Source organism: Pseudoalteromonas sp. 3D05, assembly GCF_002723455.1.
Lineage (GTDB): Bacteria > Pseudomonadota > Gammaproteobacteria > Enterobacterales > Alteromonadaceae > Pseudoalteromonas.
Window position 1 is genome coordinate 39278 of the sequence record NZ_PDUS01000009.1, and the last position, 25112, is coordinate 64389.

Below are 25112 nucleotides of genomic sequence, written 5' to 3' on the forward strand. Positions count from 1 at the left end.
CCCTGTTGCTGAAGTTTTTCTTTTTTGGGATGTTATTAATTGCACGATTAGAGTTATAAAACGCGCAGATCGAACATAAAAACATCGAATAAACTACTTTTTTGAATTTATGAAGTTTTTATGTTGACACTTTGCGGCTCCATCATTAATATTTCGCCCCGTTGAAAGGCATGACGCTTCCCCCTTAGCTCAGTTGGNNAGTCGGGGAGGGGGAGCCAACTTAACGAATCAATTAGACTTTTCTTAGTATTTCCTCTACTCTAATCCAATCAAATGTAATTATTTTTAATTACGGCAGTAATTGAAAAAGTACGCTGATAAATCAAGGATTTGATTCCTTCCCTTTTGAACGAATGAAAGACTAAATCATGGCTGGTTTTAAAAAACTCATATTTATACAACTCATTTCTTGGTTACTATTTGCCAGCATTGGCGGTTACTTTGTTGCAGCTGCTTTTAATAGTGCAGTAAGCGAAAAGCAAAAAGCAGCGCAAAACGTAATCAGTACTTATATAAACGAACAAACTATGGATGATTTTTCTTCATCAAAAATCCAAAAAGCTTTAATAGATGGAAAAGTCTTTTCAACGTTCATATTACGTGACTATGATGGGAAAGAAATAGTCAATATTCAGTCCCCTACTCCATTGCCAGCTTTTGCAGCGATGGTGAATTCTACATTCAACTCAGTAAGGCCACAATTTGCAGTTAACAATGCATCTGATATAAAAGTTGAGTTTACTGTCAATGCAAGCAATTTAGCGCATTTACTTCAACACGCTTTTTTTATTGTGATTTTGGTCTCAGGTGTAATGGCAATTATCCCGGTCATCTTCATGAAAGCGATGCTAAAAAGGCTTAATAGAAATATAAGCATGACTGTCGCTGATGTCGTTGATGTATATATAAATCAAAATCAAGTAAACGACAGCCTAGATACTGCCATTGATAGCAGCAAAATTAAAAAGCTAGCCTCAGATCTTGTGCCAAGCTTTAATCGGTTGTCTCACTTTTTACAAAGTAAGCATGATGATATTCAAAATGCTGCGCATTCAATAAAACAAGAAGCGTACAAAGATACTGTAACCGACCTTGGTAACAGGAACATGTTCGTTGAATATTACGAAAAAAATATAGAAAGCAGTGATAAAAGCACATTTGGCTCTTTAGCGATGGTTCGCTGTAGTGAACTGCAAATTATTAACCAGACTCGTGGTTACCAAAAAGGTGATGAATACGTAAAAGCGGTTGCTGATATTATTAAACATATTAGCGGCACTTACACAGCCAGTAAGGTTTTTCGATTAAATAGCTCTGACTTCGCCGTCGTATTACCTAATATACCGTTAAAGGAATCTGAACGATTCGGTGATAATCTGCAGTCGCGATTTACGCAATATCAACAAAATCAAGAACTCAGTTCAGTAGCGAATACCGGTATTGTTGGCTATGAAAAAGGTAAGCCGCTGGGTGAGCTGCTCTCAGTCGTTGATAACGCAATGAGCATGGCACAGTCAAAACAAGCCAATGCGTGGCACGTTCAACGTGAAACTGACTTAATTAATAATGTAAGCGCAGGATTTGGTAATCAAAACTGGCGTAAAGTGATTAACGAAGTCATCGAAGAAAAACGCGTACACTTGGTCATGCAAAACATTATGCCGATAGGCAAAAGTGCAAAAGCCTATGCAGAAATACAAGTACGCTTTAAAACTCAAGAAGGCCAAGTGCTTCCGACCGCTTCATTTTTAGCCATGGCTGAAAAGCTTGATATGGCAATAGAAATTGATCGCTTGATTATAGATACCTCGTTAGAAAAAATTAAAAGCCGAAACTTTTCAGAGAAGTATTTTGGTATCAATGTTACAGCATCAAGCGCGCACAATGACCAATTTGTAATTTGGCTTGAGCGACGCTTGCTAAAAGATACAAACATCGCTTCGAAACTGGTGTTTGAAGTCAGTGAGTTTGGCCTACAACAAAATATTAAAGCCAGTAAACGCTTTATTGATATGGTACACCGCGTAGGTGCTAGGATCACCGTAGAACGCTTTGGCGTAGGCTTGACCTCATTTAAGTTCTTCCGTGATTTAAAACCAGATTTTATCAAAATGGATGCAAGTTATACACGTGGTCTAGAAGAAGATAAAAATAACCAATACTTCATGCGCTTGATGGTCGATTTAGCTCACCGGATTGGCGTTAGTGTGTTTGCTGAAGGCATTGAAAGCCAAGAAGAAAAACACATCGTTGAAACTCTTTGCTTAGATGGTGTGCAAGGCTATTACATCGAAAAGCCAAAAGATATTTAAACACCTTACTACCAATTAAAAGGCGCACACAGCGCCTTTTAATTTACAGCTCCTAAGACTCTTCCAAAATTAATCATTTATTTTAATCAATACGTATTACTCTGAGTGTTACAAAAGCAGCTTTTTTCCCTGTGATGTGTTGTTAAACCAGTGAGAAAAAAGGATAATGTCCGCGATTATTATAGCTTGAGGCGAATATGACAGAATATGTCTTGCTGTTGATTGGCACCGTGCTGGTTAACAACTTTGTTTTAGTACAGTTTTTAGGTTTATGCCCTTTTATGGGAGTATCTAGTAAATTAGATACTGCTATTGGCATGTCGCTGGCTACAACCTTTGTACTTACACTCGCCTCTGTGACAAGTTATTTAGTCAATCAATATATTTTGATCCCCCTAGACATAACTTTTTTGCGCACTATGAGCTTTATCTTAGTCATTGCTGTTGTGGTGCAATTTACCGAAATGGTTGTTAAAAAAACAAGCCCTACTTTATATAGATTATTAGGTATATTTTTACCATTAATAACCACCAATTGCGCAGTGCTTGGTGTTGCCCTATTAAATATAAAAGAAGATCACTCATTTCTTCAATCAGCAGTGTATGGATTTGGTGCTGCCGTGGGCTTTTCTTTAGTTCTTGTTTTATTCGCAGCCCTTAGGGAGCGCCTAGCCGCCGCAGACGTCCCCGCTCCTTTCAAAGGTGCATCAATAGCGATGATCACCGCAGGCCTTATGTCGATGGCCTTTATGGGTTTTACCGGATTAGTGAAGTTTTAACATGACCTTGTTTTATGCATTACTAGCGCTTGGTTCGCTAGCACTTATTTTTGGTTTAATTTTAGGCTTTGCCGCAGTACGTTTTCGCGTGCAAGGTAGTCCTATCGTTGAACAAATCGATACCATTTTACCGCAAACTCAATGTGGCCAGTGTGGTTACCCTGGTTGTCGCCCTTATGCTGAAGCGATTGCCAATGGTGACGAAATAAATAAATGCCCTCCTGGCGGTGAAGCTACTGTTAAGAAGTTGGCTGATTTAATGGGCGTTGAAGCCAAACCACTGGCAGGCGGAGAGCAAGCTGAGCCTGTCAAGACCGTCGCTTATATTCGAGAAGATGAATGCATTGGCTGTACTAAATGTATTCAAGCCTGCCCTGTTGACGCCATTGTTGGCGCAACAAGACAAATGCACACCGTACTGATAGATGAATGTACTGGCTGTGACTTATGTGTTGAACCTTGTCCAGTTGATTGTATTGATATGCTGCCTGTTGAGACCACAAAACAAACGTGGAAATGGCAGTTAGATGCAATCCCTGTTACGCAAATAGATTGAGGTCGCACATGGAAAAGTTAATTCAACAGATCAAACAAGGTAAAGTGTGGCCATTTCCCGGGGGGATTCATCCACCTGGTCAAAAAGGGCTATCTAATGCAAGCCCAATCACTCGATTACCACTGCCAGATAAACTTGTTGTTCCACTTAAACAACATATTGGCGCTAATGGCCAACTCATTGTTGAAAAAGGCCAAACCGTACTAAAAGGGCAAGCACTTACCAAGCCTGTAGCAAACTGGTCGGTACCGGTTCATGCGCCTACATCCGGTGTTATCACCGATATCTGCCAAATGCCATCTGCACACCCTTCTGCGCTGCCGGAATTAAGCATTATTATTGCCCCTGATGGACAAGATAAATGGTGTGAACTTACTCCTCACATCGCTTTTGCTGACCTAGCGCATGACGAGTTAATTGATATTATTCACAACAGTGGTATTTCGGGCATGGGTGGCGCAGGCTTTCCAACCTACATAAAGGCGGATAGTCGAAAGCCCATTGAGTTTTTGATTGTTAACGCCGTTGAATGCGAACCCTACATCACAGCCGACGATGTTCTGATGCGTGAACATGCCGATAAAATAGTAACCGGCATTAAAATAATGCAACAACTGCTATCACCTACTTTAACCATTATCGGTATAGAAGATAATAAACCTGAAGCAATTGAGGCAATGCAACAAGCCGCCAAGCATGATGACACTATTATTGTGCAAACGGTGCCGACTGTGTATCCCTCAGGCGGTGAAAAACAGTTAATCCAATTATTGACCGATAAAGAAGTGCCCAGTGCTGGGATCCCTGCGGATATTGGCGTACTTGTTCATAATGTGGGCACCTTATACGCAATCGAGCAAGCTGTTTTAGAAGGTAAACCTTTAATCGAACGTGTGGTAACTGTAACAGGCAATACTATCCACAATGCTGGTAATGTTTGGGCATTACTTGGCACAGAGATTAAACATTTGCTTGACTGCCAAGGCTTTTCACCAGTACCACAACAGCGCGTTGTAATGGGCGGCCCCATGATGGGCTTTACTTTACCCACTGTGCGCATTGGGGTTATTAAGACAACCAACTGTATTTTAGCACCTGATCATGACGAACTTGCAGAGCCGGGCCCTGAGCAAGCGTGTATTCGCTGTAGTGCGTGTGCTGATGCATGCCCAGCTTCGTTACTACCTCAACAGTTACAATGGTTTGCCAAATCTAAAGAATATGACAAATTAAAAGAATACAACCTATTCGATTGTATTGAATGTGGCGCATGTGCCTATGTGTGCCCAAGTGAAATACCTTTGGTTCAATATTATCGTGTCGCGAAAGTTGAAATAAAAGAACAGCAAGCCGAAAAAATTAAAGCCGAAAGAGCTAAAGAGCGCTTTGAGCTAAGAAAAGAACGTTTAGAGCGCGAACAAGAAGCAAGGCAAAATCGTCATAAACGCAAGCCTGCAGCCAAATCTGCCGACGAAAAACAAAAAGTAGCCGATGCGCTTGCGCGAGTTAAAAGCTCAGATGAAAAATCTGACAATAAATCAGCAGTAGCTGCAGCTATAGCTCGTGCTAAAGCGAAAAAGAACTCAGGTGAACTTGAACCAGATAACAGTGAAGTAGCAAAAGAGCGTGCTGCGCGAAAAGAACAAGCGCGTGCTTACAAAGCACAAAAAGAAGCCGGTTCGAGCACAAATGAAACCGCTGACGATAAAAAGTCAGCCGTCGCGGCTGCTATTGCGCGTGCTAAAGCCAAAAAAGCCGCTAAAGCTGACGAAGAATCGGTAACAGAGCAAGTCCCTGTTGATGATAAAAAACCGGCCGTTGCGGCTGCCATTGCGCGGGCTAAAGCCAAAAAAGCCGCTAAAGCTGACGAAGAACCGGTAACAGAGCAACCCCCTGTTGATGATAAAAAAGCGGCCGTTGCTGCTGCCATTGCGCGGGCTAAAGCCAAAAAAGCCGCTAAAGCCGACGAAGAACCGGTAACAGAGCAACCCCCTGCTGATGATAAAAAAGCGGCCGTTGCTGCTGCCATTGCGCGTGCTAAAGCTAAAAAAGCCGCTAAAGCTGACGAAGAATTGCCAACAGAGCAACCCCCTGTTGATGATAAAAAAGCGGCCGTTGCTGCTGCCATTGCGCGGGCTAAAGCTAAAAAAGCCGCTAAGGCAGATAAAGTTGAAGAACTAAATGAGGTATCTGTGGTTTCTGAACCTGAGCAACCGCAAGAGAGTGCTTTGCACAGCGATGAAGATAAAAAGAAGGCAGCTGTTGCCGCAGCTATTGCCCGTGCAAAAGCTAAAAAAGCCGCTAAGGCAGATGTAACCAAAAGCGCAGATGAGGTGACTGTCAGTTCTGAGCTTGAACAAGCCAAAGAAAGTGCGCCGCTCAGTGCTGAAGATAAAAAGAAAGCCGCTGTAGCAAAAGCTATTGCACGAGCAAAAGCTAAAAAGAACCAACAAGAAGGAAGTGATAAGTCATGAAATTAACCATGGCCAGCTCGCCCCACAACCATAGCCATAAGTCTTTAAACACGCTTATGCTCACGGTGATTGCAGCCTGTATTCCCGGCTTTATCGCACAGGTTATATTTTTTGGCACTGGGGTAGTCATTCAACTTGTACTTGCGCTTATTACAGTGAGTGTGGCAGAAGCTACAATCATGAAAATGCGAAAGCGTCCTACTTTCCAGACTTTAAAAGATGGCAGTGCTTGGTTAACGGGTGTCCTACTTGCATTGAGTATTCCACCACTTGCGCCTTGGTGGATTATTGTAATTGGCTGCCTATTTTCGATTGTGATAGTAAAGCAACTATACGGAGGCTTAGGGTTTAATTTGTTCAATCCCGCAATGGCCGCCTATGTATTATTACTTATTTCCTTTCCTGTTCAAATGACAGCTTGGTTACCGGTCAGCGACTTACTCGGTAATTCAATTGATTTTAGTCAGCAACTGGGGGTGATATTCACTGATTTCACTGCAACTGGTTTTAGTGTTGATCAATTGCGTGTAGGGATCGATGGGATGACAATGGCTACCCCGCTTGATACCGTAAAAACAGATATTGCCCATGGTCTAACCGCGTCAGAAAGTATGCAATCCCCCTTGTTCAACGAGTGGGTTGGTAAAGGCTGGGGTTGGGTTAATCTAGGTTTTTTAATCGGTGGTCTTTACCTTATTAAAAGTAAAGTCATTAACTGGCATATTCCTGTGAGCTTAATTGTAACACTTGCTGTATGCAGTGGTATTGGTTACATTGCATCGCCAGGGACAGAAGCTGGAATTGTTTTTCATTTATTTAGTGGCGCGACTATGTTTGCTGCATTTTTTATCGCGACTGATCCCGTATCTGCTGCAACCACCAATAAAGGTCGATTAATATATGGCGCAATTATCGGTTTATTAATTTATTTAATTCGTACCTTTGGTGGCTTTCCGGATGCAGTGGCTTTTGCTGTGATATTATTAAATATGGCTGTTCCTTTAATAGACTACTACACACAACCTAGGACCTACGGGCATGGGGTGAAAAAATAATGATTTTACCCTCAATGACTAAAAACGGTGCCATTTTGACAGCCTTTGCGTTAGCAACAACGGGGGCTGTTGCTGTAGTCTATAACTTAACTGCTGATAACATCGCACTGCAAGAACGCAATCAATTATCAACCCAACTACAAGAAGTTCTCAAACCACAGTTTTATGATAATTCATTATATCAAGACTGTGTGCTTATTGATGACCCACAACTTGGTAAGTCCCCACAAATAATTTACCGAGCCCGCATGAAAGGCAAACCTGTTGCGTTAATAATACGACACGTAACACCAAGAGGTTATAGTGGTGATATTGATTTGATTACCTCTGTATTCGCAGACGGCACTATTGGCGGCGTACGTGTAACCAAGCATGAAGAAACGCCAGGTCTTGGCGATAAAATTGAACTTAAAAAGTCGCCTTGGATCACGCTCTTTGAAGGAAAAACCGTATTAGGTGAAAATGATGATCGCTGGGCTGTAAAAAAAGATGGCGGTAATTTTGATCAGTTTACAGGTGCCACAATTACACCACGTGCAGTGGTAGGCTCTGTAAAAGACGCGGTGTTATTTTCGCAATCTCAATTTAATATGATATTTGATGCCCCCAATGCATGTAATACAGGTGACGCATGAGTCAGTATAAAGAGTTAATCAACGAAGGCATGTGGAAAAACAACCCTGCATTAGTGCAGTTACTCGGGTTGTGCCCACTGTTAGCTGTTACATCTACCATCACTAATGCGCTAGGTCTTGGACTTGCAACCATGATGGTACTCATTGGATCAAATGTAACTATTTCTGCAGTACGTAATTGGGTACCAAAAGATATCCGTATTCCTGTTTTTGTAATGATTATTGCCGCATTTGTAACGATTATTCAATTATTAATGAATGCATACACCTTTGGTCTGTATCAATCTCTGGGAATTTTTATTCCCCTAATTGTTACTAACTGCGCCATTATTGGCCGTGCTGAAGCATATGCATCTAAAAACCCCGTGCACTTATCTGCATTTGATGGGTTAATGATGGGGGCCGGTTTTATGGTTGTACTCGTGGTTTTAGGTGCAATGCGCGAACTCATAGGACAAGGTACATTATTCGATGGCGCTGATTTATTGCTAGGCCCTTGGGCTAGCGTTTTACGCATAGAAGTGTTTAGTTTTGATAATCAATTTTTACTCGCTATTTTACCACCCGGTGCATTTTTGGGTTTAGGTTTACTCATTGCAGCTAAAAACGTTATCGACGCACAAATAAAATCAAAACAAATAACATCGCCAGAAGCTGAAAAAGGCCCTCGGGCGCGTGTTACTAGCTTAACTTAAGGGGAAAGCGCATTAACTTAATAAAAGCTAATGCGTTTTAAGTTGCATGAATAAAGAAAAACGTTATCAAATACTTACTCGCTTACGTGATAATAATCCAAACCCAGAAACAGAGCTTGAGTATTCAAGCCCATTCGAGTTACTCGTTGCCGTTACACTGTCAGCACAAGCCACTGATGTTGGTGTGAATAAAGCGACACGCAAACTATTTCCAGTTGCTAATACACCACAAGCTATTTTAGATATTGGCCACGACGCACTGCGTGATTATATTAAAACCATTGGTTTATTTAATTCAAAAGCCGCTAACGTATATAAAATGTGCCAAATATTAGTGGATCAACATAACAGCGAAGTACCAGAGAACAGAGAAGCCTTAGAAGCCCTGCCTGGCGTGGGCCGTAAAACGGCCAATGTCGTACTGAACACCGCTTTTGGCTGGCCTACCATAGCCGTAGATACCCATATCGACCGCGTTTCAAACCGCACAAAATTTGCGATGGGTAAAAATGTAGTTGAGGTTGAGAAAAAGCTCGAAAAAGTAGTACCTAAAGAGTTTAAAGTTGATGTGCACCACTGGTTGATTCTACACGGCCGCTATGTGTGTACCGCCCGCAAACCTAAATGTGGCAGCTGCATTATCGAAGACTTGTGTGAGTTTAAAGATAAGACAGAATAACTTTTGTCTACTTTGATACAACTGCTGACATTAGCCTTGGCTTATCTAACGACAAGTTCTCCGACAAAGCAGACTGCATTATTCGCACAGAATAACGACGACAGTTCGCCTAAAGAAGGTATATTGTTTAAGATTTACTCTTTGTGCAAAAACAAATCTTCAATGCGTTGTCCAAAAGCATCCGCAAGAGCAAAAGCAAGAGTTAAAGAAGGATCATGTTTCCCTGTTTCTATAGCGTTCACGGCTTGACGTGACACTCCTAACTTTTCAGCAAGATCTGCTTGAGACCAGCCTTTTTCTGCACGAAGTACCCGTAACCTATTCTTCATGGGTATTGCCCGATAGTTTAATAAACTGCGCTACACCAAAGATGACTGCTATTGCTGGCAACATAAAGGATGGGCTAATAGTCGGCACCACAACCATTTCTGAGAGCAAGCCATAAGCCATTCCCGCACAACCAACAACACCTACAGCCCAAAGCAAACTTTCACCCATTACTCTCTGGATGTATTCATCTAATGACCTATAATGATTTACCACCAGCCGCAATAAAAATATCACAGGAATTACAGGAGACATTGCGAGGAATCCAGTGCTGTATATAGACAAATTATTGGTCTCATTCATTACTACTGATATCGCTAAAACCGCTAAAAACATCGCTATATGCAACATAAATTTGACTAGAAACTTCTTTTCCTTTTTATCTAATTCATTACTCATTTTAACCTCCGGTCTTTACCTTGCTATCGTTAATCAACTATCTAATCATGTCACTATCTCATGACATAATGTAAGGTAAGCATTACATCAAACTTAATAGGTGTCAAGTATCACTGACATAAAGACAGGTATTACTTACATAGACCCTAGTAATTAAAAATTAGAATCAAGGAAAGCGAAATTACTAAAATAGTCGTTTTTTGTTTTAAAAACGGAAATTTTTACGGCTGCAATGAGCTTGAACCCGCGTCACAAATAAGTTGAAATCTTGGTTTAATATTACCCTTAGTATGATTATGGCATCACAAAAGATCGATGTCCGCTTCAGGCTCTGAGCTGCCGTTAGTAACTCAAAAACTAATGTCCGAAATTGGCTAAGTAATGCCTGCTATCAATAAATTCAGTGCTTCCAGCCATTCTTATAGTCCCTTCATGAAAGGAGCATTATCATGGTCGACAGCAAATCAACTTCACGAAAATCTTGCTGGAATAAAGGCAAACTAGTTGGTTAAAATTTTCTCTAAAACTCAAAGAAATATGGTTAAATAGAATACGGTTAGAGCTGGCAAATAAACTGCGAGAATTAACGATGTTTAATTTGGCGTTAGACTGTAAATTACGTGCCTGTGACTTTTCGCGACTATAAGCCTACCTATTTGAGGCGAAGAGGAACCAGCGAGTCCGGCATTAAAGGTAATATTTTTAGGTTCAATTGCTCGTAAAGAACTGTCGTAGCCCGCACTACCACCAACCTGTCCGTGTGCGTCGCTGTTCAACATCAAACTGGTAATTACGATACTGTAAAAGTTTAATATTTTAAATGGGTTAACCATACATTTTCCTTATTGTACTTAATTCAAATAAAAATCGAGCGCATTGCTAATTAGCATCGGCTACTTGCGTCATCGGCGCTTTATTTAGCTTCTTTCAATAAAATCATTTCTTTTGCGACAATTGCTGCTGGAGGCAAGAACATTGTTGAGATTATTCGTTGGTCTACTACTACTGCATGTTTATCTTTTAGTGTTTTCTTATTCTGAGCGATAGCGCCATTTTTATTTAACTGACTTTCAATAAGAAAAGGCAAAAGTGTCCCTTGCTTTGCCCATGATTTAGATTTTTCGGTAGAGTTAGGAAAACCGGCCACTTTTTTTTCTTTCACCAAAAACTCACCGTTCGATAATTTTACGTTTACGATACCTGCTGAGCCATGACCGCCGACACCAACAATACCACCTGATTCATATACCCGGCTTATAATCGAATGTATTTCCTTATTCTCTGCAACGTCAAACATAACCCCGTAACCACCACCGATGAATACTCCCCAGTAGTCATTTGGATCAGTTTGAGCAGGCGATAATGAACTGTTCGCTTTTTCTAGAAAACCTTCATACTTGATGGTGTAACTACTAATACCTAATGGATCCATCATAAAATCCACTTTTCCACCTTGAGGTGATACAAAGTCGACATCAAATCCATGACTAACAAAAATATGATACGGCGGAGCGAATTCCCATAAATTATTTCTTGCGTCGTGTTTTTCAGGATCGCCCATATCAATCATATTAGAGGCAACTATTAATATTTTTTTTCTAGGCTCTGCTGTCGCATTTGTCGTGAGTAACAGTAATGTTAGTATTATCGCCGTTAGTGTTTTCATCTTTTTTCCTTTTAGTAAATTGCTTTCGGGTGTCATTCACGCTCATTGTTAACGAGGCGTGTTGACGTTATTTCATTCTTACAGCTCGTTGTCCATATACAGTAAATTCAGTCTCTTTATCCCATGAGTTAAAAGAGACAAGTGTGGCAGTGTCCTGATGTATAAAGGATTTACCAACTCCTTTTATAGGAGTGAGTTTGTATTGATCACCATTGGGGAAATGCAGTGAAATCTGCTGATGTTCATCTTCATAACTAATGGATAACGCTAGTTGCTCGTTCCACAAGTAATTACCTACTAGAGACTTCAATATCTCTATCTTGGCTTCACGTTTGGTTTTGATGATTTGTTTAAAGCTGGACCAATCGTACAGTTTTGATGCGGTCATCATTAATTGGTTTCCTAACGCTGCACCATTGTCAGAATTAAGTAAATAAACTAAGCCATCTCCCGTTTTTAAGCTAATAGTCATGCCAGCTCGGTAACCCACATTACCGCCAAAATGGGTGAGAGTAATGTCATCTCCTTCATGGTTTAAAATAAACCCATAAACGTGGCCATCTTTTTCATTTTCAAGCATTTGCTTTATCTCTGATTGAGAAAACAAAGTACTCTTGCCTTGGTAGCCTTTGTATATTTCAAGCATAAAAGTAGCCATATCATTGGCGTTACTCCACATTCCAGCGGCGGCTAGTTCAGGATGAACTCTCCAACCACCTTCTATTTCTTTACCATCAGAGTCATGGCCTTTAGCAATTGAAATTGCCTGTATTTTTGAGTTTGGTTGATTTATAGAAGATATATCAGGAGAACGATAACTGGAGTTTTCCATCCCCAACGGCGACAAGATCCATTTATCCATAATGCTGGAAAAATCTTTTTTGAATATATCCTTTAATGCAACTTGAGCTAACGTATATGCTGTTCCTGAATAAGCAAGTTGCACTCCTGGTTTACTAACAACAGATAAAGGTGCTGAATTTGAATGCTTATTACCTTTTAATATTTCAATATCAGATGGTATAGGCGAACCTTGTTGATACCCTAAAAAACCTCCAGAATTAATCCCCGAAGAGTGATCTAGCGTATTTTTAATCGTAATAGGCGCACTCTTCGTTTGCTTGCCTTTTGGCAGTTTATAGCTCTTTAAATAGTTTTCGATATTTTCATTTAGATCGATATACCCATTTGATTGCATACGGATCGCAGCCATGACAGTGACAGGCTTTGATAATGAAGCCACTTGATAACGTGTATTACAATCTATTAGCGCTTTGTTTGATGGTGAATTATAAATAGCAGACCACTCGATAATACCACCGTTCATTACAGCTAATGAAAGGGAAGGAATATTAAGATCTTCTAACCGTTCTTCAATGCTAGATAAAGATTCCTCTTTGTTAGTGAATATCGTTTTCGACACGATACCGTTTTCAAATTGGGCTTTAATATCTGCACTTGAGTTAGTTGAAAAACAAACACTCGCAGCCCTTAATGTCGCTTCACTTTTTGTACTGCTCACAGAACATGACGTTAGAGAAATAGAAGCTGCAATGGCCAATAGATAAGACGCTTTATTCATAGTTACCTGCTTTTTAGTTCAATAAATTTAGATTGCGAAAAGAAGTTAAGGGAATGGTGAAAATAAGTCGTGATAATCTTGTGATTTGTTATGATTTTATGTGACTAAATGGAGGATGTATGTTAATTTTCAAATACTTACCTTTGTTAAAATATTTTATATGCGTTGGCAAATTAATAATTATATTTTTTGTGACGAAAAGCAGACTTTGCTATCTGAGGATGGTTCGAGCCAGTTAGAACCTATGATGGTAGAGCTTTTGGTTTACTTTTGTCAGCATCCGAATGAAATCATTAGTAAAGACCGACTAATTGAATATGTATGGCAAGGGCGCATTGTTTCCGATAATGCTGTGACTAGGATTATCACAAAGCTCAGGAAAGTATTTCTAGATGATGCAAGAAAGCCTAACTTTATCGCTACTTTTCCAAAAAAAGGTTACAAGTTTATCGCTAATGTTCAACCTTTAGCTGATTATAAAGAAAAACAACCTTTGATCGAAATACATGCTGATCGAAGCAGCGAAATAATTAGAAAAAGTAATCAAAAACTTTTGTTACTAGCAACTTTTCTGTTAATTGCTGCATTTTGTTCTTGGTTCCTACTTGTTCAAGATAAACCTAGTTCTGAACTAACAATAGATAAAGACATTAAAATTTCAGGTTCAATTGTTCTTACCACTGATGCCGGTAATGAAGTTCAACCTTCGATTTCTCCTGATGGCACTAGAATTAGCTATATGTCGATTACATCAGACAACCAAATTAACCTTGTCATCAAAAGTTTAAAAAGTCATGAGAAAGTATATGTGCAACATAGTAATGATGCAGATGTTGGTCCTGCGAGTTGGAGTCCAGACGGTAAAGAAATAGTTTACTTGGTAACTAGTGTCAATACTTGCCAATACTACACTAGAGCCGTCAATGGTCTGCAATTAGAAGAGCCAGAATTGATTTATACTTGTAATAAAGGAAGTTATGGGGGGATGTCGTACACCCACGATAAGAATACAGTTGTATTTTCAGAAAATAAAGGGGCTGGTACACCCTATGAATTATTTGAGTTAAATCTTAAAACCAAAATAAAAACACGATTAAATCAGCCGAGTGTTCATCTGGCAGGAAATAGTCAATTTGATCTCCACCCAACAAAAAACAAGCTTCTCATTTCATCGCCTGATGAAAAGCAGTGGGTAGGGTTTTACTCTCTTGACTTAGATAGTGAAAAACTTAATTTACTCTTCAAGCAAAATGCTTATATTTGCTGCGGAATATGGTCTCACCAAGGAGACAAAATTGTCCTTATGGATGGTTTCCCATCATATCAATTGGCTAGCTATGATTTATCAGGTAAGGAAAAAGAAATTATTTTTTCTGCCAGTGAACAAATCGTAAGACCCTACAGACATAGTAACGGCACGGACTATTTGTATGTTGCAGGTAGGCATAACAAAGATATTAAACTTGTAGATCTAATTAATGGGAACAGCAAAACTATTGCAAATGCTAGTGTTAGTGACAGGCTACCAGCATTTTCTCCAAACGGTAAAGCAGTAGCTTATATAAGTGAAGCTACAGGCAGTGAACAAATATGGCTTTATGATGTTGTGACAGAAAAGCGCTTAAAGCTAACTAACTTTGATAACCAAAATCACTACTTCGATTTGAAGTTTTCTCCAAATGGCCAAGCGCTAATAGCGCTGGGTATCAATAGTATATTTTATGTTAATTTATCTGATTTTAAAGTCACCAAATTACCTTTACCAGAGCAGGAACTGCGCGCTGTATCGTTCAAAACAGATCAACAAATTAGTTTTAGTATGAAGAAGCAAGGTAAATGGCAAGTTCACATTTATGACTTAATGAGTGAAATTTCATCAATTGAATCCCCTAATTGGAAATATGTCCAGCATGCAAGTAATTCTGGAAACACTATTTGGGTAGACCAAAACAATATTGTGAAATCAGGACCAAATGGAACGATAGATACAAATATTCCGACTGATGATATTTCCTTAATTACTCATCGTTCTTTAAATATTAAGAAGTATGGTGAACAATGGTTCTGGTTAGCATTAGGACAAAAAAACGCAATAAAAAGGTATTCAGAAAAAACGAAGAAAATTGATATTTTGGCAGACCAATTACCATCCAGATTTGATATTTCAAAAATGTCTCTTGTATATGCTTATACGAAGAATCGAAATTTCGATGTATTCTCTAGTAATTAAATAAAACGCGTTTTGCTACTTTTCGTTAAATATAACTTTCTCGTGTATTTGAAACTGATAGTCAGCTAACAGATTGGTTTAGCCTCATAAACTAGCAGAGGCCAGGTCTTAGATTAGGTTGCGGTTTATTTCATAAAGGCATTTTGTCGATTTTAGGCTCTGCTGAACTGATTTTAGTAACTCAAGAGTTAAGCTCAGCTTTTGGCTAAAAGCAGATCTAAAAATTGAGTCAGTCACAATGCCTACTTTAATTATCTTTTGGCTGGCCTACTATCGCTTTACAAACCCACATCAACCGCGTATCCGATCGCACTAAATTTGCGATGGGTAAAACGTAGTAGAGGTTGAACAGAAACGTCTAAAAGTTGTACCGAAAGAATTTAAAGTCGATGTGCATCACTGGCTTATTCTTCACGGTCGATATACTTGCGTAGCCCGTAAACCCAAATGCGGCGCTTGTATTATTGAAAATTTGTGTGAATTTAAAGACCAGAGTGAATAACTAGGTTCACTTTAATTACACAAGCTGAAAGATGAGTATTCTGGAATTATGCTTAAAGCTTAATGCAACCGACTTATTGGACTATTAAATACTAACGCATTTACACACGTGCCAATTATCTATTCCTAGGTAATTAGACACTTTATTTCACGTGTATTGTATTTAACAAATATGCTGCTTAACTCTGCTCACTGATGCCTTTAGTTCTTTTGATATCCAATCTCTAAGGTTGGCTATCACAGGGTGATCTGCCTTTTCATGAGGACATACAAAATAATATGAATATTTCATCTTTACTGCACGTCCTACTTGTTTAAAAAGTTTCATTTCCAGCATATCTGTTTCAACTAAACTTGCCCTAGCGATGGCAACCCCTTGCCCCGCTGCCGCCGCCTGAAGTGCAATGTCAGTTCGGTTAAAGCTTTGCTTCTTATGATTGTCAGGAAAACCTAGTGCTTGGTTGCTGAGCCAACCTTTCCAAGAGCTTTCATCACTTCCTTTTTCAGCAATAACATCTATAAGCCAAGGAAAATCTAATAACAGGTTTGGTTGAGCAATAATATTTTCATCTTTAGCTATAGCACCACTTGCTACGGGAAAAACCCATTCATCACAAATAAAGGTCATATGCAGAGCAGGATCGTTAATATCGGTTAGGCGTATTGCGGCATCGATGCCTTCATAATTTAAGTCGATAATTTTATCATCAGTTAGCACCGATAATGGCTGATTAGGGTGTTCTAGGTTGTACTCATTGAGTTTAGGTAGCAACCACTTGGTCGCTAATGACGATATAGTGGTTAAACTTAAAGGAGCTTCAGACATGCTTTTCAAACTGGATAATGTACGCTCTAGTTCAACAAGATTCAGTCGAGACTGATTATATAAACGTTGGCCAACATCAGTCACCTTCATATATCTCGTTGTTCTATTAATAAGTGTTACACCTGTGATTTCTTCCAATTGTTTTATTCGGTGGCTTACCGCGCTTTGCGTCAACCCCAACCGTTCGGATGCCCTACTAAAACCACCTTCTTCAACTATTGCGCTAAATACTTGAAGACAAGTTAACGTTGCCGGATGTAATGCCATTGGAAACAAGTTATCTCTTTTACTAATAAATCAATTAAATATTATCATTTAAATAATAAGGACTAAACCATTATTTTAATAGGCCAATACAATACCACCGAAAAGTTAAAACTCGGCAATAGTAGGAAAAATTTGATAATGATAAAGTTAACTTCGAAACAACAAACAATTTTTGAAGTTGTTGTAGTCCTAGGCGTAATGTTACTCGTTAAAGACATCGCAGACAGGTTAAGTGTTATTGGTGCGGGTTCAATCGCAATGTGGTGTGGAATATTTGTCGCAACATACTTTATGAAGAAACAAGACATCACATGGAAAAGTCGCGGATTTAACTTACCTACTGATGGGAGAAGTTTGTTCAAATCTATAGGCATTGCCATTTTAATAGTGGTGATAGTGCTCGCATTTATGGCAGCAGTAGTTCCAATTATTTCAAGTGCCCTTGATGTCACCATACCCAAAAGTTCTACCGATAGGTTTGAATTCTTATTAGGTAATCCTTTGTATTTAGCTATATATTTACTAGTTGTAATTTGGGTTGGTGCAGCGATAGGTGAAGAGCTATTAATGCGTGGTTTTTTATTGAACAGCCTAATGTCGTTATTTGGAGAAAGGAAAGCAGGCATTTTTTCAGCCGTTGTCTTGCACGCGACTATTTTTGGTATGCTTCATATATCTCAAGGTATACCAGGAATTATTAGCACGGGTGTGGTAGCTGTCATTTTCGCTTTGGTATATTTATATAACGGTCGAAAATTATTCCCACTGATCATTGCGCATGGGTTGATCAACTCCTTAGGCCTCATCGCTTATTATTTTAGTGATGGAAAAATAACCTAACCCTTTCTAACGTCAAAAATAACTGTAATTGATAATATAGGCCGTACAGGAGCTTTTATGGGGTATTTAATCTCCGTGGTTATCTTTTCAATTTCTGCATCTGTTACACCCGGACCAAGTTTGCTATGGGTAAAAACGTAGTAGAGGTTGAACAGAAACTTTTAAAAGTCGTGCAGAAAGAATTTAAAGTAGAAGTGCACCACGGGTTGATTCTACACGGCCGCTATGTGTACCGCCCGCAAACCTAAATGTGGCAGCTGTATTATCGAAGACTTGTGTGAGTTTAAGGATAAAACGGAGTAAAGCTTTTATCGGTCTACTGCGTCACCGATATATTAGACTAATTTAATTTAGTAATGGTTGGTTTAAGCGTTTTGTATAAGTGCCTCCACTCTAAAGACTTAACTCCCCTTTCTAGCTTTGAATTTTGTACACTCGCCACAAAATAATTTGGCAATAAAAGCGAATGTCTCCTATTATTTAAATAGTTGGATTATTGTTCTAAAGGCGAAAAAATGGGGGGTGACACAAAGTTGAGTCTAACAAGCAAATTAACTAGATCATTTTCACATTTGCTAATACCCATAGCTGTTCTAATTACTCCGACTGTAACCGCTCAAAAAGAAAAACTTTCTGTTTCATCACCCAATCACCCCAAAGCTTACTTTTATTGGCCTTTAATTAGTCAAGTTTATAACAGCCTTGGCTTTGATATAGAGATTGTGTCTATGCCATCGGGGCGCGGTTTGAAGGAATTAGAAAAAGGAATGTTTCAAGCTGATGTTGCACGGTTATCATACGCAATAGATACTAGAGAAAGTTTGATAAAATTAACTCCTCCATTAGGTAATGCTATTTTATATTTACTTTGCAATAAAAAAGTAACTTGTGATATCGACACGGCAATGAGTGAACAGAATCGCGTATTTGCAGCGAAAGGCACAAAGCATCTGACTGAAAGCCTAGATCTAAAGTTCAATTTCGCTACGATAGAAAATGCAGCCACATTGCTACAAATGTTAAAAATAGACAGAATTGATTATTTAATTTATTTAGAGCATGAAGATACACTCCCCCTATTTAAAGAAAAATTTAATTTAGTTCAACTTGGTAAGGTAACTATCCACCATACAATCCACAAAAGTATTGGCCATTTAGAAAGTGACATAAGTAATCAATTAACGAATTTACTTCCTAAATTTAAAGAAAAATACAAATACTCCCTCTCCAACATAATAGATTAATTAAACGCTACAGAGCACATTCCTTTATGAAGGGCTCAATCAGTGAAGTCTAATTTTCTTATTTTATCTACTTTCATTATCTTTCGGCTGGCCGACAATAGCTGTCGACACCCATATCGACCGCGTATCCAATCGCACTAAATTTGCGATGGGTAAAAAATGTAGAAGAGGCTGAACAGAAACACCTAAAAGTTGTACAGAAAGAATTGAAAGTCGATGTGCTTCACTGCCTCATTTTGCACGGTCGCTTCACTTGTGTTGCTCGTAAGCCTAAATGTGGCGCTTGTATTATTGAAGATTTGTGTGAGTTTAAGGATAAAACCAAGTAAGAAAGAGACGCCTTGTAAAAAAGGCGCAAAATGAAAAGCTCTGAGCTGCAAATAACTATCTTTCTATTTTAGTTTTTTGCCAGGAAGTGTTTGACCACCTTGATACATAGTAAGTGACGTTGCTATGCCATTAGCATCAAGCTCAAATTGTATCCTCGCTTTTACTGCATTATTTACAAACTCGTTGATTGAGTTGGCAGTTAGAGGCAGTCTTGGTTGCCCTGTACCTTGAACAAATAACTTATCCTCATCGTGAGTTATCGACAATATAAAGCCAGGTACCAGTTCATACCTCCCAATCAGTTTTGCTAACTCTGCTTCAGCCACTTTTACAGGCGTCGTTAGCTTTAAAGATGCCAAAGAATTCGTCAAATAACTGTACCCTACCTCATCCATTAATATAGAAGTGTTCGATAAAATGACGATACCTTTATGCGAAGTAGGATTAAAGCCAATAAACGAAGCGAATCCGCCAGTTTGACCATTGTGCATATAAACATCACCGTCCGCTGTGCCTTGGATGATCCACCCTAGTCCCACTTCAGTAAGTGAGTTTCCAAATTCGGCCGTAGGCTGGTGGGTCAATTTGATTGCCGATGCTAACTTGTTTTGTTGCATATTGGCTTTTAAATAAAGTGCCATGTCAGTAGCATCTGAAACTACAGCACCTGCGCCAGCCATTGCTGGTAGTTGCCAATAGTCGGTAGTCTCAAGATTTCCGTTGTGCCCTTTGCTTCTTCTTGTCAACGCAGATTTAGGCACGTCAACAAAGGTATCCTTCATTTTTAATGGCTTTAGAACACGTTGCATCAACATTTGCTCGTAATTCATATCATCAATTTTAGCAAGCGTGTGTCCTAATAAACCAACTGCAAGGTTTGAGTATTCTGGTGACTCACCTACCTCACGAGGCAAGGTGTATTGATTAAGAAACTCGTACATCATTTCTGTCGTGTAATCTACATATGGGTTTAACGGGTTACTAAACTGCATATTACTTGGAAGTCTAGGTAAACCCGAACGGTGACTTGCCAAAGACTCAAACGTGATGGCTTTGTCATTTTTCATTGGTAACTTGACTGACTTAGGCAAATAGTTTTGAACGGGATCGGATAGTTTTAACGTCCCTTCGTCGACAAAGGTCGCAAGTGCCGTAGATGTCATTACTTTGCTAACAGAGCCAATTTCAAACAAGGTGTTCTGGTCGATTTCTTGAGCCGTTTCCTTGTTTGCAACACCAACGTTAATAAAGCTCACTTGACCGTTTTCGATGATGGCAACGGCGATCCCAACACTTAGTTTTTCAGTTTCTACTTTGTGTTTAAGCACCTTTTCTAGTTCGGCATTTGCAGCCGATGAGCTACCAGAGGCTATCGCAATTATTAATGTGATCAAGACGACAATAATCGTCGAAGACGAAGCTTTCTTATTACTTTGTTGTTTGCTGTTTGTTTCTTTGTTGTTCATGGTCGAAATTCCTTAGTCAATTTTGGCCGCATTTGCCCGAAGCGACTTGCTCAACAAGTCGCTCAAAGCGCCATTAAAGCTTTATGAATTAGAGAGTTAGAAAAGAATGAGCTGACTTTGGTTAGTTAGCTCATTTCTGCCAATCGTTGCTCGATGTTCTTTAACAATGGGGCAAACTTATTTTTGGCAGCACGTTTATTTAAGAAGTACACACCCACAACCAGCAAACCAACACAAGCGTAATACCAAAGCATGCCCAACGCTATCTGAGGAATACCTTGTTCGTTCACTTTTGCACCTAACGTGATGAGTAAAATTGCAACCGTCAGCGGTGCTATGTACCACCATACAACCGACTCCAACATCTGTTTTTGTTGCTGAATTTTTTGTTTTTCTTGGACTAAAAAATCCTTAACGCTGTCACTTTTCTTAGCGTTTACTTTTTTTGCAGATATCAGTCGATATGGTATGTATATGCAAGCGACAATCGCGATGATTAAACCAATACTTTGCATCGTGCTTGCCGAATTTAATAGACCCAATAACCAAACCGGGATAAGAAATACTGCAATTCCAATTTCGAGGAAATCGCGACGTTTAATCTCCTTATCAATCTTAGTGGTTTGTTGCTCAATCATGTCTATCACCTCAGTTAAATTATCAGGAGTTGATTCGGTTTCAATGGCTTGTTGCCAGTCTTGCTTTAAATCATCTAGCTTCATATCAATCTCCTATGTAATTGGTTTCAAATTCATTTTTAATGCGCTTAATACGCGACCTAACGGCATTGGAACTAATACCAAGCACTTTAGCGCTGTCGTCCGAAGATAGCCCATCTAAGTACATCATCAGCAAGCTCGCATCTATGTCACTCAGCCCATCCATAAATCGATTAAGGATGTCTGCTTGGCAGCTGTCCTGCGTAGGCTGAAGCGCTTGCATTGATTGGTGTAATGGAGACTGTTTAATCTCTTTTTGCTTCACTGCTGCCCTTACAAATGTGCAAGCCGTATTCAATGCAACTTTAAAAACCCACGTTTCTTGTTTCGACTCGCCGCTAAACGACTCGAAACTTCTCCAAAGCTGCAGTAATATTTCCTGATACATGTCGTCAAATTCGCCGTCATGACTATATCGGGAAGCAATGTAACGTATGCGACCTTGGTTGTTGATAATCATTTGTTCGAATTGTTTTCGCATCTGTATTTGCATATTACCAATTGGTTAGATATTTAATTAGTCGGTGATAAAACACGATTGTGTCACAGTGAATAAAAATTTTTATAATTAACTCGTTCTCCACTATTAAAGTCCCTTGTTATCACCAAAAGCACGTTAAGTCGAAAACCATACAAGGAAATAAACCAAGCACTTCATCTACCTTAATTATCTTCTGATTGGCCTACAGCAGATGTCGACACTCATATCGTTTGTTTATTAAACCGTACAAAGTTTGCTATAGGGAAGAACGTTGCTGAAGCAGAAAAAAACTCGAAAAATGAGTACCTAAAAAGTTTAAAGTTGTGTGCACCACTGGTTGATAGTACACGGCCGCTGTATTATCGAAGACTTGTGAGTTTAAAGATTAGACTGAGTAAAGTTGGAACTCTAATTTACTCAGTCTATCTAACCCAAACCAGCTAAATCTCGTTTATATTGAGCAAGGTGTTTCACTATTGTCTGAAATAAACGTTATATATTTAGAGCTTTCAAAACCGAATTAGGTTAATAATGCTTGCTAACATTTAAGTGCTCAAAAGCAGGTTAAGTGACCTAAAAACTTAATTAATCGATTGGAACAGTGCCTCTATATCGTCTTTTATTAAATAGAGTAAGTTTTTGTTTCCATCACTGGACATAACGACTAAGGAGAGTTGAGAGGTCAAATTTGTATACTTCAGCACATGGTGGGAAGGATTACTGCCATCATGTTTAATCGCAGAAATTTTTTCATTTTCCATATAAAACTGGCCAAAGTCATATTCAATGTGGTTCGGTTTTCCCGACAGTTTGTGTTTGGATATATACCTCAAAACCGACTTCCCATTTAAAGCTTTTCCGTCTAGCAGTGCCATTTCCCAAAGTAATAAATCAGATGCGGTAGTGTAGATTGTCACACCGTTTATGGCCGTAGGATAATCACCAGCAACCTGTTGCTTTGACTGATTAATTGTTACTGATTGAATTGTATTCGTCATTCCTAACGGGTCTAAGAAATGATCTTTTAAATATTTATCGAATTCCTGCCCTGTTATGTTTTCAACAATTTTAGCTCGCAACATCACATTAATGTTGCCATACAAATAATCAGTACCGGGTGGGAATTCTAAAACTTGCAAAGCCATTACTTGGTCCATGACATCTTGGGTTGTGATGTTATTTTTCCAGCTAATTTTAGGCAGACCTGATGTATGGGAAAGTAAATGCTTTACTTTGATTTGTTGCCCCCAAGGTGGAAGTGTTGGAATATACTTGCCAATGAGATCATCGAGTGTCAAACGGCTTTCATCTATTAACTTCAAAAGCGCAACTGTTGTAAACTCTTTACCAACTGAACCACTGCTAAATAAGTGCTCTGCGTTTAACTTAGTGTTTTGCTTTTGGTAGCCCACAGAGTAAGTAAAAATGGGATTTGCTTTTAGTTTTATCGCAATCGAACCATTAAATCCATGCTGGGTTTGAAATTGCTCAATAATCTTTACTACTTTATCATTCAACTCAGACTCTAACGTGTTTGCCTCTATTGTGATAGGTGTAATAGCTAACAAGACCAACCAAAAAACGTAAATTCTTTTCATGACTTGCTCTCCCCTTTATGAGGTACAGCATTTACTTTAAGTATATGCTCTAGTCTGTGCTTTAAGGGCCTAAACCAAAGCTCAGATATCAATATCCCGTATACAAGTGGTCGAATAGCATAGGTGAAGTAATTTGTAAGGTGCAATAGGTCAATTTGAGAGTGGTTAACTATTGTTAATCCACATACTAGCGAGCTAACTATACCAACAATGTATGCATAATCACGCAACGATTTTATTATCGCAATCTTCTTACTGACCCCCTGTACGGCCGTTGGTAAACGAATAATCCACGCCGTCGCTGCTAAACTTGATAAGGTTTCTCTAATGCCATGTGCGACACAAGAAAGAGTAAAGGAAAGACCTAATATTAAGCAAGCGCTTACTATTTCCCAGTTTGGGTATTTACTCGTTAAATCAATGATAAAAAAAGCAGACAGAAACAAAACAATCATGCCAATCACTCCGCCCCAATTTACTTCTCTAGCATGAACAACCTCATCATCAATTTGGTTTACCTCAACGTCAACGTGTAGTTCTTTAGGGCTTAATTCGAATACAGATGCTAATGCCATAGCAGATTCAAGTGAACAAACCCCTTCTTTTTCGATTCGTTGTATGGTTCTTTCACCCAAGCCAGATATTTCTGCAAGTGTACTTTGAGACCATCCATGCTCTTTTCTAAGCGTGACAATTTTATTTTTACATACTTTCATCTTTGTTTATAACTCCTGTCTTTCAGTTGCAGATAGTATGACTAACTCGATTGATATTCAACACGTCAGATAGCCGCCAGTTTCCTGCCAACTAGAGAAACAGTGAGCTTAAACGACTCTTGTATTATTTTTAAATAAATTCCCTTGAGTCTAATTACGTTGACTTGCCGCTAAACAAGTCGGTATGATTTTATTAAACATAGAGTGCTTATCTACTTTCTTTACCATCTAACTGACCCACCATCGTAGACAGAGATATTTACCGCGTTTCCAACCGCACCAAATTAGCTATGGGCAAAACGCTTTAAAATTTTAAGAAAAGTTACTAAAAGGCCTGCCCGCTGAATTTAAGGTAGGCGTACATGAATAGATGATTTTGCACGGCCGCTACATGTGTTCGACCCGTAAACCTGAATGTGGTAACTGTATTATTGAAGATTCGTGTAAATTCAAGGATAAAACAGATCAGCCTTAATTCCACTTAGGGTTGTTAAAACAACCAATAAACGGATTTAAGGCATTGTATTTTCGTGATGCTGCTTCAAGCGATGAGCGAGCTTAATTATAAGTAGGTTCGAGCACAGTATGTAATCCATTTAAGCACAATTATACCCAAACCACCTCAAGATGCAGAATTCAGCGTTTCACAGGGGCTTAATATCAAGGCGTTACTTTGCAAGAATGGCAGTCCCTTTTAATAAGTTACAACGATGAAAGTAAGTTCCTGTGAAGCGC

21 protein-coding genes and 5 pseudogenes are annotated in these 25112 nt (G+C 39.1%); 16 read left to right on the forward strand and 10 right to left on the reverse strand.

Going from position 1 to position 25112, the window contains the following annotated elements; translation table 11 throughout:
* Window positions 1-368 precede the first annotated feature (368 nt).
* The 8 genes from CSC79_RS10775 to nth all read left to right on the forward strand — a co-directional run bounded on the left by CSC79_RS10775 (window position 369) and on the right by nth (window position 9185).
* Complete coding sequence (locus CSC79_RS10775; RefSeq protein WP_099295823.1) at window positions 369-2312, forward strand: GGDEF domain-containing protein; 1944 nt, start codon at window positions 369-371, stop codon at window positions 2310-2312.
* 197 nt (window positions 2313-2509) lie between these two features.
* On the forward strand, window positions 2510-3091 hold the full coding sequence (rsxA, locus tag CSC79_RS10780; RefSeq protein ID WP_099295824.1) for an electron transport complex subunit RsxA: 582 nt from the start codon (window positions 2510-2512) through the stop codon (window positions 3089-3091).
* 1 nt (window position 3092) lies between these two features.
* Window positions 3093-3647, forward strand: a complete 555-nt coding sequence (gene rsxB / locus CSC79_RS10785; RefSeq protein ID WP_099295825.1) for an electron transport complex subunit RsxB — start codon at window positions 3093-3095, stop codon at window positions 3645-3647.
* Window positions 3648-3655: 8 nt separating this feature from the next.
* The gene (gene rsxC / locus CSC79_RS10790) at window positions 3656-6121 is read left to right on the forward strand and encodes an electron transport complex subunit RsxC (protein ID WP_099295826.1); all 2466 of its coding nucleotides are present in this window, start codon (window positions 3656-3658) and stop codon (window positions 6119-6121) included.
* Window positions 6118-7176, forward strand: coding sequence for an electron transport complex subunit RsxD (rsxD, locus tag CSC79_RS10795; RefSeq protein ID WP_099295827.1), 1059 nt, complete (start codon window positions 6118-6120; stop codon window positions 7174-7176). Before rsxC ends, rsxD begins: the two co-directional genes overlap by 4 nt.
* Window positions 7176-7811 (forward strand): electron transport complex subunit RsxG, encoded by a 636-nt coding sequence (gene rsxG / locus CSC79_RS10800; RefSeq protein ID WP_099295828.1) that lies wholly within the window; start codon window positions 7176-7178, stop codon window positions 7809-7811. The genes rsxD and rsxG overlap by 1 nt, the downstream gene beginning before the upstream one ends.
* Window positions 7808-8506, forward strand: coding sequence for an electron transport complex subunit E (locus tag CSC79_RS10805; protein WP_099295829.1), 699 nt, complete (start codon window positions 7808-7810; stop codon window positions 8504-8506). The genes rsxG and CSC79_RS10805 overlap by 4 nt, the downstream gene beginning before the upstream one ends.
* A 46-nt stretch (window positions 8507-8552) precedes the next feature.
* On the forward strand, window positions 8553-9185 hold the full coding sequence (gene nth, locus CSC79_RS10810; RefSeq protein ID WP_099295830.1) for an endonuclease III: 633 nt from the start codon (window positions 8553-8555) through the stop codon (window positions 9183-9185).
* Between the two features lie 134 nt (window positions 9186-9319).
* Here the strand turns inward: nth and CSC79_RS10815 are convergent, their stop codons facing one another.
* The 4 genes from CSC79_RS10815 to CSC79_RS10835 all read right to left on the reverse strand — a co-directional run bounded on the left by CSC79_RS10815 (window position 9320) and on the right by CSC79_RS10835 (window position 13159).
* Window positions 9320-9514 (reverse strand): helix-turn-helix transcriptional regulator, encoded by a 195-nt coding sequence (locus CSC79_RS10815; RefSeq protein ID WP_099295831.1) that lies wholly within the window; start codon window positions 9512-9514, stop codon window positions 9320-9322.
* The gene (locus CSC79_RS10820) at window positions 9504-9911 is read right to left on the reverse strand and encodes a hypothetical protein (protein ID WP_099295832.1); all 408 of its coding nucleotides are present in this window, start codon (window positions 9909-9911) and stop codon (window positions 9504-9506) included. Before CSC79_RS10820 ends, CSC79_RS10815 begins: the two co-directional genes overlap by 11 nt.
* Before the next feature lie 913 nt (window positions 9912-10824).
* A complete protein-coding gene (locus CSC79_RS10830; protein ID WP_099295833.1) occupies window positions 10825-11577 on the reverse strand; it encodes a type 1 glutamine amidotransferase domain-containing protein in 753 nt (250 codons plus the stop codon).
* A gap of 67 nt (window positions 11578-11644) precedes the next feature.
* The gene (locus CSC79_RS10835) at window positions 11645-13159 is read right to left on the reverse strand and encodes a serine hydrolase domain-containing protein (RefSeq protein ID WP_099295834.1); all 1515 of its coding nucleotides are present in this window, start codon (window positions 13157-13159) and stop codon (window positions 11645-11647) included.
* A gap of 160 nt (window positions 13160-13319) precedes the next feature.
* Here CSC79_RS10835 and CSC79_RS10840 point away from each other — a divergent pair, with 160 nt between their 5' ends.
* Window positions 13320-15389 (forward strand): winged helix-turn-helix domain-containing protein, encoded by a 2070-nt coding sequence (locus tag CSC79_RS10840; RefSeq protein ID WP_180270418.1) that lies wholly within the window; start codon window positions 13320-13322, stop codon window positions 15387-15389.
* Window positions 15390-15631: 242 nt separating this feature from the next.
* A pseudogene (locus tag CSC79_RS10845) lies at window positions 15632-15891 on the forward strand (endonuclease III); the annotation flags it as partial.
* A 162-nt stretch (window positions 15892-16053) separates the two neighbouring features.
* Here the strand turns inward: CSC79_RS10845 and CSC79_RS10850 are convergent.
* Complete coding sequence (locus CSC79_RS10850) at window positions 16054-16983, reverse strand: LysR substrate-binding domain-containing protein (protein ID WP_099295836.1); 930 nt, start codon at window positions 16981-16983, stop codon at window positions 16054-16056.
* Window positions 16984-17121: 138 nt separating this feature from the next.
* On the opposite strand from CSC79_RS10850, the gene CSC79_RS10855 reads away from it, so the two are divergent.
* The 4 genes and pseudogenes from CSC79_RS10855 to CSC79_RS10870 all read left to right on the forward strand — a co-directional run.
* Complete coding sequence (locus CSC79_RS10855; RefSeq protein ID WP_099295837.1) at window positions 17122-17823, forward strand: CPBP family intramembrane glutamic endopeptidase; 702 nt, start codon at window positions 17122-17124, stop codon at window positions 17821-17823.
* Window positions 17824-17933: 110 nt separating this feature from the next.
* Window positions 17934-18126 (forward strand): annotated as a pseudogene (locus tag CSC79_RS10860) (endonuclease III); the annotation flags it as partial.
* A gap of 212 nt (window positions 18127-18338) precedes the next feature.
* Window positions 18339-19067 carry a hypothetical protein gene (locus CSC79_RS10865; RefSeq protein ID WP_099295838.1) on the forward strand — a complete coding sequence of 243 codons (729 nt, stop codon included), beginning with the start codon at window positions 18339-18341 and terminating at the stop codon, window positions 19065-19067.
* A 67-nt stretch (window positions 19068-19134) separates the two neighbouring features.
* Window positions 19135-19396, forward strand: a pseudogene (locus CSC79_RS10870) (endonuclease III); the annotation flags it as partial.
* A gap of 63 nt (window positions 19397-19459) precedes the next feature.
* On the opposite strand, the gene CSC79_RS10875 reads toward CSC79_RS10870, so the two are convergent.
* From CSC79_RS10875 to CSC79_RS10885, 3 genes are all read right to left on the reverse strand, one after another.
* Complete coding sequence (locus CSC79_RS10875) at window positions 19460-20863, reverse strand: serine hydrolase (protein ID WP_099295839.1); 1404 nt, start codon at window positions 20861-20863, stop codon at window positions 19460-19462.
* 125 nt (window positions 20864-20988) lie between these two features.
* The gene (locus CSC79_RS10880; protein WP_099295840.1) at window positions 20989-21585 is read right to left on the reverse strand and encodes a hypothetical protein; all 597 of its coding nucleotides are present in this window, start codon (window positions 21583-21585) and stop codon (window positions 20989-20991) included.
* A 1-nt stretch (window position 21586) separates the two neighbouring features.
* Window positions 21587-22063, reverse strand: coding sequence for an RNA polymerase sigma factor (locus CSC79_RS10885; RefSeq protein WP_099295841.1), 477 nt, complete (start codon window positions 22061-22063; stop codon window positions 21587-21589).
* Between the two features lie 198 nt (window positions 22064-22261).
* Here CSC79_RS10885 and CSC79_RS20225 point away from each other — a divergent pair.
* Window positions 22262-22452, forward strand: a pseudogene (locus CSC79_RS20225) (endonuclease III); the annotation flags it as partial.
* Between the two features lie 192 nt (window positions 22453-22644).
* Here the strand turns inward: CSC79_RS20225 and CSC79_RS10895 are convergent.
* Window positions 22645-23661, reverse strand: coding sequence for a serine hydrolase domain-containing protein (locus CSC79_RS10895; protein WP_099295842.1), 1017 nt, complete (start codon window positions 23659-23661; stop codon window positions 22645-22647).
* Window positions 23658-24377: a helix-turn-helix transcriptional regulator gene (locus tag CSC79_RS10900; RefSeq protein ID WP_099295843.1), complete on the reverse strand. Its 720-nt coding sequence runs from the start codon at window positions 24375-24377 to the stop codon at window positions 23658-23660. Before CSC79_RS10900 ends, CSC79_RS10895 begins: the two co-directional genes overlap by 4 nt.
* A 236-nt stretch (window positions 24378-24613) precedes the next feature.
* On the opposite strand from CSC79_RS10900, the pseudogene CSC79_RS20230 reads away from it, so the two are divergent.
* Window positions 24614-24852 (forward strand): annotated as a pseudogene (locus CSC79_RS20230) (endonuclease III); the annotation flags it as partial.
* Window positions 24853-25112 lie beyond the last annotated feature (260 nt).

What these genes read in the sequence shown, in the direction of transcription:
- CSC79_RS10775 (WP_099295823.1), top strand. Translation starts at nt 369, where the DNA reads ATGGCTGGTTTTAAAAAACTCATATTTATACAACTCATTTCTTGGTTA.
- rsxA (WP_099295824.1), top strand. Translation starts at nt 2,510, where the DNA reads ATGACAGAATATGTCTTGCTGTTGATTGGCACCGTGCTGGTTAACAAC.
- rsxB (WP_099295825.1), top strand. Translation starts at nt 3,093, where the DNA reads ATGACCTTGTTTTATGCATTACTAGCGCTTGGTTCGCTAGCACTTATT.
- rsxC (WP_099295826.1), top strand. Translation starts at nt 3,656, where the DNA reads ATGGAAAAGTTAATTCAACAGATCAAACAAGGTAAAGTGTGGCCATTT.
- rsxD (WP_099295827.1), top strand. Translation starts at nt 6,118, where the DNA reads ATGAAATTAACCATGGCCAGCTCGCCCCACAACCATAGCCATAAGTCT.
- rsxG (WP_099295828.1), top strand. Translation starts at nt 7,176, where the DNA reads ATGATTTTACCCTCAATGACTAAAAACGGTGCCATTTTGACAGCCTTT.
- CSC79_RS10805 (WP_099295829.1), top strand. Translation starts at nt 7,808, where the DNA reads ATGAGTCAGTATAAAGAGTTAATCAACGAAGGCATGTGGAAAAACAAC.
- nth (WP_099295830.1), top strand. Translation starts at nt 8,553, where the DNA reads ATGAATAAAGAAAAACGTTATCAAATACTTACTCGCTTACGTGATAAT.
- CSC79_RS10815 (WP_099295831.1), bottom strand. Translation starts at nt 9,514, where the DNA reads ATGAAGAATAGGTTACGGGTACTTCGTGCAGAAAAAGGCTGGTCTCAA.
- CSC79_RS10820 (WP_099295832.1), bottom strand. Translation starts at nt 9,911, where the DNA reads ATGAGTAATGAATTAGATAAAAAGGAAAAGAAGTTTCTAGTCAAATTT.
- CSC79_RS10830 (WP_099295833.1), bottom strand. Translation starts at nt 11,577, where the DNA reads ATGAAAACACTAACGGCGATAATACTAACATTACTGTTACTCACGACA.
- CSC79_RS10835 (WP_099295834.1), bottom strand. Translation starts at nt 13,159, where the DNA reads ATGAATAAAGCGTCTTATCTATTGGCCATTGCAGCTTCTATTTCTCTA.
- CSC79_RS10840 (WP_180270418.1), top strand. Translation starts at nt 13,320, where the DNA reads ATGCGTTGGCAAATTAATAATTATATTTTTTGTGACGAAAAGCAGACT.
- CSC79_RS10850 (WP_099295836.1), bottom strand. Translation starts at nt 16,983, where the DNA reads ATGGCATTACATCCGGCAACGTTAACTTGTCTTCAAGTATTTAGCGCA.
- CSC79_RS10855 (WP_099295837.1), top strand. Translation starts at nt 17,122, where the DNA reads ATGATAAAGTTAACTTCGAAACAACAAACAATTTTTGAAGTTGTTGTA.
- CSC79_RS10865 (WP_099295838.1), top strand. Translation starts at nt 18,339, where the DNA reads ATGGGGGGTGACACAAAGTTGAGTCTAACAAGCAAATTAACTAGATCA.
- CSC79_RS10875 (WP_099295839.1), bottom strand. Translation starts at nt 20,863, where the DNA reads ATGAACAACAAAGAAACAAACAGCAAACAACAAAGTAATAAGAAAGCT.
- CSC79_RS10880 (WP_099295840.1), bottom strand. Translation starts at nt 21,585, where the DNA reads ATGAAGCTAGATGATTTAAAGCAAGACTGGCAACAAGCCATTGAAACC.
- CSC79_RS10885 (WP_099295841.1), bottom strand. Translation starts at nt 22,063, where the DNA reads ATGCGAAAACAATTCGAACAAATGATTATCAACAACCAAGGTCGCATA.
- CSC79_RS10895 (WP_099295842.1), bottom strand. Translation starts at nt 23,661, where the DNA reads ATGAAAAGAATTTACGTTTTTTGGTTGGTCTTGTTAGCTATTACACCT.
- CSC79_RS10900 (WP_099295843.1), bottom strand. Translation starts at nt 24,377, where the DNA reads ATGAAAGTATGTAAAAATAAAATTGTCACGCTTAGAAAAGAGCATGGA.